The organism is Flammeovirga pectinis (genome assembly GCF_003970675.1).
GTDB lineage: Bacteria > Bacteroidota > Bacteroidia > Cytophagales > Flammeovirgaceae > Flammeovirga > Flammeovirga pectinis.
Genome location: NZ_CP034562.1, coordinates 4,185,784 through 4,200,617 on the forward strand (window position 1 = coordinate 4,185,784; position 14,834 = coordinate 4,200,617).

Here is a 14,834-nt window from a genome sequence, read left to right on the forward strand (position 1 = left end):
AAGAAAGTCAGTTTATTAAAAAAGGTACAGTAGTAATTAGCAATGCCAATCCATACTATACCTTAGTAATCATCAAAATTAATATTTCGTTCGTTAAGAACCGATAAAACTACGCTGGTTCGCAAACAGCTTCTGTAGCTACTTTTATACTTCTAAAATGTTCTTCTAATTCACTTTCTTTACCTTCAACAAGTAAGTCTTTTGGAAACAAAGAACCTCCCATTCCAACACCAACAGCACCTGCTTTAAAAAATGCTTGAATGTTAGATTTATCTACACCTCCAGTTGGTAATAACTTGATCTTATTTAAAGGTGCCAAGACATCTTTGATATAACCAACACCAAACTGAGAACAAGGAAAAACTTTAACTGCTGATGCTCCTAAAGACCATGCTTTATAAATTTCTGTAGGTGTTAATGCACCTGGGAAAAGAGGTAAATTCAACTTCTTACAAGTTGTGAAAATGTCCTCGTTTACAATTGGCGTTACAATAAATTGAGCACCTGCATCTACTGCTTTAAAAAGATCGTCTAAATTACATACTGTTCCTGCTCCTACATTTAGGTTAGGATAAACATGACGCATCTCTTTTATAATAGCAGCAGCTCCCTCAGTATTCATAGTAATTTCTATTGTTGTAAGACCTGCCTTACTATAGATAGGCATTATTCTATGTATAGTATCCATAGAAACACCTCTCATAATTCCGACTACAGGAGCTTCATTAAAAGCATCCCAAGAAAAAAATTGCTTATTCATAACTCTCTAATACTTTTTTCTGTCCTATTAAAAGAGCTCTTTCTAATAACTCTTCATCTAAGAAATTCAACTGTTTTTTATCGACAACAATTGCTTCTAAGGCATATTTATACAATACACCTAAAGTACCATTTGCAGCCACACTAATCATCTTATTGGTATCTTTTAAATACGATAATTCTTCTCCAATTAGTAAGCCACTTAGGTAATAATAGTTCTCTTGTCTTGCTGCACTTTCACTAATGTTTTCAGCACGTACTAAGAAGTTATTATTCATCATATCATGTGCTCTAATAGAGAACAGTGAACTAGATAAATTTCCTTTTGTACCTGCTTTCACACCTTGTAAAAAGGCAGATTTAAACGTTTCTTTAAAGGGTGCTTTTTCTACTGAAGAAGCGAGTATACTTTGACTAGAAATGATGTCGAACATCTCTCCTGTCATATATGTTTGAAAGTCTGTGTAAGACGACTTATCGTAAGCTATATGTTTACTATGCGTGCCCGGTAGTAATAAAAGTCCTTTCTGATCTATAGGTAAGAAATCTGCCAAACCAACTGCCTGTATTTCTTCACCACGCATTACATCTTTTTCTGTTTTTGCACCAGAAACAAGCAGAACAGATAGATCTTTATTTAAAAGCATATGCTTACTGAAAAGGTTCTTTCCTTTGGCATCAAAGGGCATGGCAGAATAACCAAGCTCTTTTAAACCAATTGATGAAGAGGCCATTCCTGAAGCTACTACTACATTTTTTTCTGATGATGGACTTATTCTCTCTATTTCTTGTGTTAAGTAATTAGAGAAAAATCTATCTTGATTTAAACGATTTTGGGCTTTAAACTCTTGAAAAAGTGTTTTAACGCCCTTATCAGTTTTATGCTCATTCAATACTTCTAAAGTATCTGTCTTGATTAAACGAAGACGGAAATTAGATGTACCCCAATCGCAACTGATAAATTTATCAGGTAAGGTCATTTAATTAATCGTTATGTTTATTTATATTTTTTTAGAAATACGCTTCAAGATCAGATAATCATCTAAAGCATATTTAGAGCAATCCATGCTAATACCACTATTTTTTACCCCTAAGTGTGGTAAATTGATATCGTACTTCACACCATTTTGCTGTACTTCTCCAAACTCTAATTCCATAGCAATTTCATCTGCTAAGACATCGTTTGCAGTAAATACGTAAGAGGCTAAACCTGCATCAGAATCGTTAGCATATGCCATTACTTCTTCTTTCGTTTTAAATTTTAAAACTACACATACAGGTCCAAAAACTTCATGTTGTAAGATTGGTGCTTTTGGATTGTCCATGGCAATTACTGTAGGTGCATAATAGCAACCTTTTCCTTCTACTTTCTTACCTCCAGCTAAAATATCTCCGCCTTGTGCCACACAATCGGCAACAAAATTTTCTACAGATTTTAACTGAGATAAATTAGCTACAGGTCCCATATCTGGAGTATTTTCTTTACCATGACCAAGTTTGGTGTTGTTTGCATTCGCTACTAGCTTTTCTACAAACTCGTTGTAAACACCCTCTTGTATAAATAAACGGTTTGGAGCCACACAAACCTGACCAGCATTACCACCAAATTTAATGGCTGTTGTAATGCCTACTGCATCTTCCATGTTACCATCATTAAACAATATAAACGGTGCATTACCACCACACTCCATAGAGTAGCGTTTAATTGATGTTTTTACAGATTGCTCAATTAGTTTCTGTGCCGTAAATGTAGAACCAATCATGGTTACCAAACGAGGGATAGTACTTTCGCATAAAGGTACTCCTACGTTTTTTCTATTTCCACATAACACTGTAATCACTCCTTTAGGGAAGTTGATTTCGTGTGCTAATTCTGCAATAATTAAAGAAGAAATTGATGAAGATTCTGAGGCTTTAATCACAATACAACACCCTGCCGCTAATGCAGGACCTAGCTTAAAGCCTAGATTTAGTAATGGGAAATTCCACGCTAAAAATGCAGTTACCACACCAAGAGGTTGATACACCATTCTATGCGTATGTGTTCCAGCTCTGTCCTCAATAGAGAAACCTTCTTTTACACGCATTTCATCTGCGTAGAACTTTAAAGAATCTGTAATACTTCCAATATCTTCTGCAGTTGCCTCCCATGTTTTACCCATTTCGAAGCTTACTGCTGTACGTAATAAATCACTATTTTCTAATAACTTATTACGCAACTTATCTATCCATGCTAAACGTTCTTCTAACGGAAGTTTAGACCATATTTTAAAACCTGCTTCGGCTGCTTCTAAAGCTCTTTCTGTATCTTCTAAAGTTGCTTGTGCAACCTGTGCTATTGGTTCGTTATCATGCGGACATGTAGCATAAGCAATATCATTGTTTGCTCCGTCTACTAACTCACCATTAATGTAAAGTTTCTTTTTACCAAACTTCAACTCCTTCGCTTCTTTTACTATCGCTTGCATATCTTTCTAGGTATTCTTGATTTACGTCTACTCCTAAACCTGGTGTTGTAGGAATTAATATTTTTCCATTTTCCACTTTCACATCAGAGAAGGTTACATTATCTCTTAATGGATTCTCGGTTCTGTCCAATTCTATCATTGGTGCATCACCAAACATTCTGCCTGGGTTTTTATCTAAATTGGCTACAAAATGTACTGCCGCACTTATAGCAATCCAAGTACCCCAAGAATGAGGTACTATATCTTTATGATAAGAAGAAGCTAATGTGGCAATTCTTTTGGCTTCTGTTAAACCACCTGTAGCACAAATATCTGGTTGGGCAATATCTACTGCATCTGCATCAAAAAGACGTTTGAAACCGTGCTTTAAATATTCACATTCTCCACCTGCAATAGGTATGTGTGTATTCTCACGTAATTTCTGATACCCTTTATAATCTTCTGGAGAAACAGGCTCTTCAAACCATCCGATATTATAATTTTTTAATCGATCACATAATTCCAATGCCTCTCTATAATTATAAGCATGGTTAGCGTCAATCATTAATTTAATATCTGGCCCTAATGCTTTACTCAATAAATCTACATAGAACACATCTTTTTCAATGCCCAAGCCTACTTTCATTTTAGCAGCTTTAAAGCCAAGTTCTTTGTATAGCTTTGCTTCTTTCACCAAATCATCTTCTAATGTTGGCGACTGCGTAAAGTAAAAGCCTGTTGCGTAAGGGTGAATAACTGGATTTTTCACTCCTCCTAATACTACAGATACCGGTTGGTTAAACACCTTACCCTTAATATCCCAAAGTGCAACATCTATTGCACTTACAGCAGCTTGGAAAATTCCGCTACGTCCATAATCAAGAGAACGCATATACATTGTCTGCCAAATTTCTTCGTGCTCCAATGCATTTTTTCCTAGTATGAAAGGTTTGAAAAACTCAATCCCTGCTTTTAAAACATCAGCAGGACCGTAGCCTTCTCCCCATCCATAAGTTCCATCTTCCAAAGTTATTTTCACTAAACAAATTTTACGAGACGCATATTCCCATTGAGAGAAATAGAACGGTTCTTCTAATTGTTGTGCTATAACATATGGTTTTATTTCTTTAATCTTCATGACATTTGATAGTAATATATTGATAATCAATTGCTAGTTATATAGTAGTGTGTTTGTTGTTAGAATAGCTGATCAAAATGAATTTTGACTTGCAAGTATTCATTTTGATCAGATAAAATCTATTGACTTAGTAGTTGGCGTAACCAAGAAGACAAACGGCAACAATTAATACTGCCAATCCTCCTAAAAGAATATTAAAAGGCTGTTTTGCCCCTTTCCATTCTCCTGATCTATATCCCCAAACGTTACTAATAATTAAAGCTAAACCAAGTAATATTGGCCATCCGATAACAGGACCTAAAGTTCCCATTAATGCTGCTCCCTGTCCGTAAACTCCTAAAGCTGCAAACCAGAATAAACCTGCTAAAATTGACCATTTATAAGCATTACCACTATTTGCCACCTTAAAAGATGACCATGAATTGTTTTGAACTAATTTGAAGAGAGCGTACCCTCCGTTCATTATAAATGCACCAATTAATACGACTACCCAAGCTACTAAACTTGCATCTTTTGGATCTGCGCCAAAATTAGTTACCGCAGATGCCGCTACAGGAGCTGCATTTGAGAAACCAACATTTAATGCTGCTGATAAAACACCACAAGCAGTTGCAATGGCTACACCTACTTTAATAGATTTTTTTGGTGCTGCTACCTTAGGTTCTGCCAATGTTAATACATCTGCATCATCTTCTAAAGTATCAAAATCATTAGCTTCTTCTCCTCCATTCTGCACTGAATCTCTTTTAACACCCGCAATGGCTGTAATACCTACTCCTACTAATAGAAGTGCAACACCAGCTAATACCATATTGATATTACTTGGCAACTGTTCCATTTGGAATAAAGGAATTAACGACCCTACAGAGGCAGCAAGTCCCATTACAATACCGTATGTTATAGATATGCCTGTGTACTCTACACTAATACCAAATAAAATCCCTCCAATTCCCCAAAGGAAACCGTACATCATCGCCATCATTAATACCGACGTATCTGTTCCTGCTATAATTTGGAATGTTTCTGGTACTACAATTAAAGACCAGATAATAGGAAAGGCAATCATGGCTATAAACGAGTGTACTAACCACCAGTTTTCCCATTTTAATGGAGCGATATGTTTCATTCCAAGTCCAAAAGTACCTTGAAAGAAACTTGCGAATACGATTAATGTAATTGCTAGTAAATTCATTTCTTCTATAGTTTGTATTAAAAAATATTAGTTGACTTTTGCAGGTGGCTTTCTAAATTGATCAAAGCGATTTGCCGACCACTGCTCCTCTGCTGTGCGTAACATAAACATTGGGCGCTCTAGTTGCATTTCCCAAGCAAAAAGTTCTTTAAACATCTTGTTTACCCTTTCTGGATATTTTGCTGATAGATCATTTTGTTCTCCTGGGTCTTTCTTTGTATTAAAAAGCATAGCTGGTCTATCTGGAAAACGCATTAATTTCCAATCACCATTTCTTACTACACCTCTTGTTTCCCATTTCCAATACATGTATTCATGTAGGTTTCCACTTTTCCCCCCGTTTAGGTAAGGAAGAATATCTACCCCATCAATATCATTAATTTCAGAAGCGTCTCCGCCTGCTGCTGTATAGAAAGTAGGTAACAAATCGAATGTCATTACAGACTTTTCAAAGCGTGTATTTGGCTTTATTTTACCAGGCCAAACCATAAAACTAGGTACTCTAATACCGCCTTCTAACTGTGTTCCTTTTACGCCTGCAAAAGGAAAGTTATTAGATGCATTTTTATCAGAAGGACCTCCATTATCGTTAGAGAAAACAATTATTGTATTCTCTGCTAACCCTAATGCTTCTAACTTATCTATTATTTGTCCGCATGCTCTATCTAATGATAAAGTCATCTGAGCATTTAGTCTTCGTACACCCTCTAATTCTGGGTAAGTCTCTTTGTCTTGTGGATCAATTTGCAAGGGTAAGTGTACTGCATTGAACGATACAAAAGCAAAAAATCTTTCGTCCTTATGACGTTCAATAAAATCACAAGCTTCATCTGCTAGAACATTTGTTAAATACCCTTCGTGCTCTTCAAAGTTTTCGAATCCACGTTCTAACCATCTACCTTTACCTACATTTTTATTGTGTGGGTCTTTCTTTTGTTCGTCTGTATAAGGAAAGAAACTTCTAGCTCCACCTCTAAAACCAACAAACTCATCAAAACCCCTTTTAGTTGGGTGGTATTTGTCTGCTTCACCAAGATGCCATTTACCAAAAATTGCTGTTTTGTAACCTCTTTCTTGCAAGCGTTCTCCCATTGTTTTCACGTTGGTAGGCACGCCCATTTCATCACCTAAGAATTTACTATTATCATCCATAATACCCGGAACGTTGTTTTCTATAAAACCATATCGTTGTTGGTATCTACCTGTTAATAATCCTGCTCTAGACGGACCACAAACTGATGCAGTAACATACATCTGATCGAAGATGACTCCGTCTTTAGAAAGCTTATCTAGATTTGGTGTTTTGTATACTTTGCTCCCTTGAAATCCAAAGTCTGCATATCCGGCATCATCAGCAAACAGAAATACAATATTTGGCTGTTTCTGAGCTACCGAAAAAGTAGCTGTAATTAGGGTTAGAAGAGTTGCTAAAAGAGTTGTTGTTTTCATTTCAGTAAATGCAAAAAATGTTATTAGTGTCGATAATTTCTAATTCAATCTCTGATTTTTAGCAATCGGATTGAAGTTAAATTCTAAAGTATATTTACCTGACGGATGTTGTTGGTATGGAAGTGGTTTTGCTTTCATTCCACCAACACCGGCCTGAAACAAATCTATGTTTAACGTGTAAAAACCTTGTTTCTCTAAATCAAAAGGATGTGTTGCTTGGTCAATATTATCAATAGAATATGGCCATACAGTAAAATTAAACAGCCCAGTGATGTTTAAACCGCCTTTTTTGTTTTCTGGCGTTAATTGCAACCAACGTACATCTGTTCTGTTTCCGTTCTCTTGCGGCATCACATAATTATAGAATAAGTCTGCAGTAGAGGTTTCGTATCTACCAACTTTTACTGCTCTTTTTCTATCTGCATAACTTGCCCAAGGTCCATTACCAAAGTATGTTGTTTCAGAAAGTTCTTCAGAGACCCCCATTGTCATTCCAAATTTTGGTAATTCAGGTAAATTCACATCAGCATCAAGCTCCATCTTTACACCAATATTACCATCAGTATAGATCGAATAAGTAGTAAGTAATTGTATTTTATCAGTGTATTTTTGTTCTACTTTAATTACTGATTTATCTGAATCTTGAAGCACCGTTTTCACCTCAATTGTTTCTAAATTTTTAGAAGCACCTTTCCATATCTTCATCTTTTTATTAAACCTTCTAAAACGTCTATCATTGTCTGTCAGAGGTCGCCAAAAATTAGGACGCATTGCAGACAGCAGCACTTCCTTATCATTCTTTTTATAAGAAATAACTTGTCCGTTTTCCTTACTTATTTTTACAATAAAATCTTTCCCAGAAATCACTACATTAGTTTCTCCTTCAATTAATTCCTCTGATGATTTTGACTTAGAAACATACGGTACTTGAACAATATTTTTAATTTGAATATGTTCGTAACCTACCTCATACCCTTTTTTACACCATTTTCTATCTTTTGATTCATGTAGTGATAACCTAATCCAATATTCTACATTTTCTTTAAATTTGATCTGTTTATAGGGTAATGTGATTTTTGCAGATTGCTTTGCTGGAATATCTAAGTTTGTAATGCTGCCTTTTTGAATCGGAATACCTTCTTCTTGTACTTCCCATCGTAGTTCGTAGTTTTTGAGATTGGTAAAATCAAACCTATTGATTACAATAACTTCATTAGTATTTACAGCCTCAAAAGCAACTGGCTGAAATACATATTTTGCTTCCCAAGCATGTGGATTAGGTGTTCTGTTAGAAGCGAAAACACCATTTATACAAAAGTTTTTATCGTTTGGTAAATCACCAAAATCACCACCATATGCATAGTATTCTTTCCCGTTTGCATCTTTTCTTACTAACCCTTGATCTACCATATCCCAGATAAAACCACCAATTAAACTTTTATGGCTTCTTACTACATCCCAATAATCACCTAAAGTACCTAATGCGTTACCCATAGCGTGGTTGTATTCGCACATAATCATTGGTCTGTCGATATACGGAGAAGTGGCTAAATTGGCTATTTGATCAATACTAGGGTACATTCTACTAATTACATCTACATAAAATGGATCCCTCGGGTTAGCATATAACACCGCTTTATTTATAGCTTTAATGTCTGCTTTTTCTTCTTTATAATCTGGGTGTGTTGGATCGCCTTGTGCACCTTCGTAATGAATAAACCTTGTTGGATCATAGTCTTTTACCCATCCAGAAGCAGCCGCAAAAGCTGGTCCTGTACCCGCTTCATTACCTAACGACCAAGAAATTACACAAGGGTGGTTTTTATCTCTTTCCACCATTCTAATCACTCGGTTAATAATTGCTGCAGGCCATGTTGGTTGCTGAGGAATGAATGACCCAAGTGCATGGCATTCTACATTTGCCTCATCCATTACATAAATTCCATATTGGTTACAAAGTTCATAGAAGTATGGATCATTGGGGTAATGAGAAGTTCTTACTGCATTAAAATTAAACTGTTTTATTAGTTCAATATCTTTCTTAATATCTGCTCTAGTTAGTGCTTTTCCTCTTACTGGGTGATGATCATGACGATTTACACCCATAATTTTCACTTCCTTTCCATTTACAAGAAGCTCTTTATTTTGCCCAAAGGTGATTTGTCTAAACCCAATTTGTTGTGTTCTTGTTTCTACAATATCTCCTTGCGTATCTGTAACAGTAAAAACTAATTTATACAAATATGGATCTTCTGCAGACCATTTTCTTGGTAATCTGATGGAAGACTCAAGCATTCCAAATTTATTAATATCTCTTTGTGGCCAACGTTCATTGTAAACTTCATCTATAGAAATGCTTAATGGTTTATCAAGTACTTTCTTGTTTTCTGCATCATACAGATCGGCACTTATTGTCCATTTTTTTAAATTTTCTTTTTCATTTTTTACCCATACCCGTGGTCGTATAGAAAGCTTAGCATCTTGTAAATCTGAATCGAACTTTGTCTTTACAAAAAAGTCATTTAAAGCAATTTTAGGTTGAGCCAATAGCATTACTTCTCTATGAATTCCGCTTAAACGCCACATGTCTTGGTTCTCTAAATAACTCCCATCACTCCAACGGAAAACCTGTACTGCTAATTTATTTCTACCTGATTTTAAATAGGATGTGATATCAAATTCTGCGGCAAGTTTACTTCCTTGGCTATACCCTACTTTTTCTCCGTTTACCCACACATAGAATGCAGAAGATACCCCGCCAAAATGCAAAATAACTGATTCATCTTTCCACTCAGATGGCACTTCAAATTCTTTGATGTAACTCCCCACTGGGTTATCTCTATAAATAAACGGAGGCTTAGGTGGTTGAGGACCTCCTACTGCAGATTGCTTAATTGAGTTTTTAGAAAGTTCTATAATATTTGGTGTAAAAGGATATACCACATTAGAATAAATGGGTTGTCCGTAACCTTGTAATTCCCAATTAGAAGGCACAGTGATATCTTTCCAATCTTTAGCTTTAAAGTTAGCTTGGTAAAAGTCTAATGGTCTATAAGAATCACTACTTACATACTTAAATTTCCATAATCCATTGAGTGATTTCATTCGAGATTGTTCTCTATTTCCCTCAATTGCATCTTCTACAGAGTAAAAAGAATAAGTAGGTACTCTTGCTGCCATCTTATTCTGTTCAAACATTAATTCATTTTCCCAATCGTTTTGTTGTGCCGAAAGGAAGTTGGATAGTAATACGAAGTGAATGATTAGAATAAGTAGTCTTTTTTTCATTTTTAAGTTAAGTTATTGGTGTTCATTTCTACACCTAGTCATCACGTGTTTGAATAGGTGGAAGATATTTTTTCAAATCAAACACCCTTAAAAAGTACAATTGCTTTAAACAAGTATAAGTGGTGAATTTTAGAATTAAAATCTACCACTTATACTAAGTTTATTACAGCTATTTAGTTCAGAAAATCTCTATAAATCACCCCACACTACCGGCATGAATACAGTCATTTCAGAATTTCCTCTGTTGTTCCAAGAGAAATATGGAACAAGCTCCGTTTTATATTCTACAAATTCAGGACGATCAATCGTTGAATAGATTTTATCTGCCTCTTGATTTTTTCTTAATAATAAAGATGCTTCGATAGTTGCAACACCACCTAATAAATCTGGTTTATAAGAAGCTGTTAAAGGTGCATTACCTTGTACATAAACATCTAAAATTTGAGTTCCTTCTGGAAGATCAGGCGTTTCCATACAGTAAACTACTGGTCCTCTTTTAATAGCAACTTGGTTACGCGCTTCCTCAATTCTTGGGTGTGCTTCTACCAATTTTGCATCCATAGGCATATCAACAGTAATGATATCTCCTTTTTTCCATTTTCTGTTTACAACTGCATATTTACCAGGTACAACAGCAACATCTGCCGTTTCGCCATTAATTTTAATAGTTGTTCCTTTTGCCCAATCTGGAATACGTAACATCATATCGAAAGGCTTTTTCTTACTTTTACCTACCGTTATATTTACACTACCTTCCCAAGGATAATTTGTTACTTGGTTCAGTTCTAAAGCAGAGCCATCTACCAAATGAGTTGATAAAGTATTACCACCATACAAGTTAATTGCAATACCATTTTTAGATAAACTGTATGCCCAGTTAGATGATTTTGCAATTGTTCTCACCAAGTTTGGAGGACAACAGAAACACTCTAAATAAGGCTCTCTATGAGGACTTTCTGTATTGTGTTTTGTATAATCTCTAGAGCCATCTACCATTCGTAAAGGGTTAGAGTAAAAATAATCTTTACCTTCTATAGAAATACCAGATAATGCACTGTTAAACAATACCAACTCCATTACATCAGCATATTTAGACTCACCGTGTATACCTAACATTCTGTAAGAGAACATAGAGTTACATACATTAGCACAAGTTTCGTTATACGCTGTCATGTTAGGCATCATGTAAGCATCAATAAAACCTTCTTCAATTTTATCTCTACTTGTAGATGCACCATAATGTGCCTGTCCTACTGCTCCTGTAACATACATTTTTTGTTCTGTTACATTTACCCATAATCTATCTAAAGCATCAACTAATTCTTGTTCTCCAGTTTCTGCCGCAACATCTGCTGCGCCAGCGTAATAATACAATGCCAATACTGCATGGCCTACTGCTTCTGAAGATTCTCTTAATGGAATACGTTCTTGCACCATATCACCAATAGGGTAACCTTGTGTTTCTGGTGTATCTTCAACTTTATATTTACCTCTATTATTAATAAATATCTCTGCTAATTGTAAGTACTTTACATCTTTTGTTGTTCTATACATTTCTACAAGACCCATAATTTGTGTTTGGTTAAAACCAAAACGACCAAACCTAGGATCTTCTGTATTAAATGTAGTGTAAAGTAAATCTGCATGTTTCTTAGCAATGTCTAAAAAGTTACTTTGCCCAGTAATTCTATAATGAATACAAGCAGAAGTTAACAAATGACCAGAGTTGTACATTTCATGGTACTTACGGTTCTCGTAACGATCTACTTGGTCATTTAACTGAATTTGTGTCTGTAAATAACCGTCTTCTTCTTGTGCTTTGCCAATAATTTCTATGTAACCATCAATCTCTTTCAGAAGTTTTTCGTCTCCATTTTGAGAGTAAACATACATTGCTGCTTCCATCCATTTATAGAAGTCGCCATCATGCCAACGCATACCTTTATGCTTACCTTCTTTCATTCCGGCAGCAATCTTGAAGTTATTTAAAGCATGCCCAACATCTCCAGTTAGCACCTGCCCCATATATGGAACCATTGCATGTTCTGCGACTTCAAATTTATCTGCCCAGAAACCTGTGGTCCATTTACAGTCTCCAATATTAATACTTTTTAATTCGACATTAGGAGAGTCCTTTTGTCCTAAAATTCCTTTCTCTTGCCCAACAGACAAGTGTGACAATAGTGCTGTACACGCCACCAATACTAATTTTTTCATAATTGCGTATGTTATTCGTTTTTAGAGGGAGTTAGTTGTTTTTAGTTAGCACTACTTTCTAGCTAAAAACATCTAAGTTCGCTATTTAATATTCTAAGTATATCAGTCTATTTTGTTGAAAAAATTAAAGGAAAGGTTATGTGTTTAAAAAATAATTCAAGTTTTCATTTCGTCAATTTCTTTTCCTTTAATCAACATTACAAAACTAGTTATAAGTGTAATTTTGGAGGTTGTTCTGAATTAATAAAATGTTTCATATCGTAAAGGGGACGTAAAATCACGTAGTTGGTATTGTATATCACATTTAGTAGATTTTACTGATAATTAATGCTCTGATTGTAGCACATTTTTATAATCTAAAGGTTTCTTTCTGTACAAACGGAGAACAACAAACATCAAATTCAGCCTTTATAAAGGGTTTTAATGTTTCCTTACCTAAATAAAGTATCACAAAAAAAAATCTTTTGAAAAGAAGTAAAAGATTGTATTAAACTTAGTTAGTAAGCACTGATTTTACAGATTGTTCAGATTTTGTCTAGTAACTGTATAAAACACTCCTCTACATTAACGCTAAAAGTTATCCTCTTTTTTAAAATGATACTCCCTTTTAAAAAACAAGCAGTCGAAAAGTATAGATGGATCATCTTAACTTTTCGACTGCTTAGAATTATAAAAAATTAGTTGATTTAATTCTCTAACTGTGCTCTATTTCCTTTCCAACCTTGATCTAATTGCACTGTTAATTTTGCCACTAACGCTGGATTAGATTTTGCAATATTAACGGTCTCATTAGGATCTCTATTATGATCATATAATTCTATATATAGTGGAGTTGAATTTGGTTTTTTTCTATTTTTCCACACTACAAATCTATGGCGATCTGTACGCATTGAATACCCCATTAAATCATTTTCAAAAAGTTCTCTATCCCATTTATCTTTCATTTGCTCCTTTATATCTTCTTCTACCTCTTCTATTAAAGGACCAAAATAGGTTTCTCTCATTCCTGCTGACAGTGGGTTTGCAGCCCACTCTCTTAAAGCAGGTGTTGGGTATTGACTAAATACTGCTTTTTTCCATGGCTGATTTGGGTTTTCCATAAGAGGAACTAAAGACTGCCCTTCTAAATGTTCTGGTAATGACAAATCTGCCAAATCGCACAATGTAGGGTACATGTCTACAAGTTCTACCAAAGCATCTGATTTAATGCCAATACTTTTTGGAGACTGCGCAGGTGCTTTAATTATTAATGGCACACGTGTAGCTATTTCGTAATTTGTAGCCTTACCCCAAATCCCCATTTCTCCTAAATGATATCCGTGGTCTGACCAAAGCATTATAACTGTATTTTCTAAAATGCCTTGTTCTTCTAATGCCGTCATTATTTTACCTACCTGAGCATCAACATAACTAGCCGTTGCTAAATAAGAATGCAATAAATCTGTTGCTAATTCTTTTGGAATATCGCCTTGTTTTGGAATATTTGCTCGAGTTCTCAACTCAAAAGACGCATGTAAACCAACAGAAGCACCATCTAAAGGAGCTTTATCTTGCTGAGATAATCTTATTTTTTTCCTATCGTATAAATCCCAATACTTTTTAGGAGCAATAAAATTTAAATGAGGAGAAATAAAACCTAAACCAAGAAAGAACGGTTTTTCTGGGTTCTCTTTTATCATTTGTCTCATATTAGCAATTGCAAGGTCTGTATTCATACCATCCAAATAAGTATTGTCTGGAACGTCTACACATTCGAAAGCAGGTCCTAAACCTAAACCATATTTTGCTTTTGCTCCATACTTTGCTTTCATTTCAGCTTTGTTCTTTTTGTAGATTTCTTGATTATCAGGGTCTACATAGCCACCTATTAAATTCATTTTATAACCAAGGAGCTGCTTATCTGGTTTTCTTGACCAAGATTTTTCCTCATCAGTATATTTTCCATGGTACACTTTACCACATTTCATGGTTTCGTAACCATTTTCTTTAAAGTGTTGAGGTAGCGTAATTATATCAGGATTTTCATCTCTAAAATACGTATAATTCTCTATTACATTTATTGTTTCTGGTCTAGCTCCCGTCATTAAACTAGCTCTTGATGGGCTACAGATAGCTTGTTGACAATATGCTCTGTTAAATTGTATTCCTTCCGAAGATAATTTATCTATGTTTGGAGTTACTGCCAATTTAGAATCGTAACATCCAAATTCGGGTCTTAGGTCATCTATAGAAATAAATAATATATTTGGCTTCCTTTCTGGTGCTGTTTTTTTTGCTACTTTTGAACAAGAAAAAATTACTAGACTCAAAAGAAATAAATTAATATATGCCTTCATTGTTTTCG

The 14,834-nt window shown here is 35.0% G+C and carries 9 protein-coding genes; all 9 read right to left on the reverse strand.

Annotation, left to right across the window (positions count from 1 at the left end; genetic code table 11):
• Nucleotides 1-109: 109 nt before the first annotated feature.
• On the reverse strand, nt 110-760 hold the full coding sequence (locus EI427_RS16805) for a bifunctional 4-hydroxy-2-oxoglutarate aldolase/2-dehydro-3-deoxy-phosphogluconate aldolase (protein WP_126616910.1): 651 nt from the start codon (nt 758-760) through the stop codon (nt 110-112).
• Entirely contained in the window at nt 753-1,739 is a 987-nt protein-coding gene (locus EI427_RS16810) for a 2-dehydro-3-deoxygalactonokinase (protein WP_126616912.1), read from the reverse strand. Before EI427_RS16810 ends, EI427_RS16805 begins: the two co-directional genes overlap by 8 nt.
• A 21-nt stretch (nt 1,740-1,760) precedes the next feature.
• Nucleotides 1,761-3,227 carry an aldehyde dehydrogenase family protein gene (locus tag EI427_RS16815; protein ID WP_126616914.1) on the reverse strand — a complete coding sequence of 489 codons (1,467 nt, stop codon included), beginning with the start codon at nt 3,225-3,227 and terminating at the stop codon, nt 1,761-1,763.
• Nucleotides 3,184-4,344, reverse strand: coding sequence for a mandelate racemase/muconate lactonizing enzyme family protein (locus EI427_RS16820; RefSeq protein ID WP_126616916.1), 1,161 nt, complete (start codon nt 4,342-4,344; stop codon nt 3,184-3,186). The genes EI427_RS16815 and EI427_RS16820 overlap by 44 nt, the downstream gene beginning before the upstream one ends.
• 127 nt (nt 4,345-4,471) lie before the next feature.
• Nucleotides 4,472-5,536 (reverse strand): L-rhamnose/proton symporter RhaT, encoded by a 1,065-nt coding sequence (locus EI427_RS16825; protein WP_126616918.1) that lies wholly within the window; start codon nt 5,534-5,536, stop codon nt 4,472-4,474.
• A gap of 27 nt (nt 5,537-5,563) precedes the next feature.
• Nucleotides 5,564-6,985, reverse strand: a complete 1,422-nt coding sequence (locus tag EI427_RS16830; protein WP_126616920.1) for a sulfatase-like hydrolase/transferase — start codon at nt 6,983-6,985, stop codon at nt 5,564-5,566.
• 39 nt (nt 6,986-7,024) lie between these two features.
• Nucleotides 7,025-10,273 (reverse strand): glycoside hydrolase family 2 TIM barrel-domain containing protein, encoded by a 3,249-nt coding sequence (locus tag EI427_RS16835; RefSeq protein ID WP_126616922.1) that lies wholly within the window; start codon nt 10,271-10,273, stop codon nt 7,025-7,027.
• Nucleotides 10,274-10,462: 189 nt separating this feature from the next.
• A complete protein-coding gene (locus tag EI427_RS16840; protein ID WP_126616924.1) occupies nt 10,463-12,490 on the reverse strand; it encodes a glycoside hydrolase family 127 protein in 2,028 nt (675 codons plus the stop codon).
• A 686-nt stretch (nt 12,491-13,176) separates the two neighbouring features.
• Nucleotides 13,177-14,826 (reverse strand): sulfatase, encoded by a 1,650-nt coding sequence (locus tag EI427_RS16845; RefSeq protein ID WP_126616926.1) that lies wholly within the window; start codon nt 14,824-14,826, stop codon nt 13,177-13,179.
• Nucleotides 14,827-14,834 lie beyond the last annotated feature (8 nt).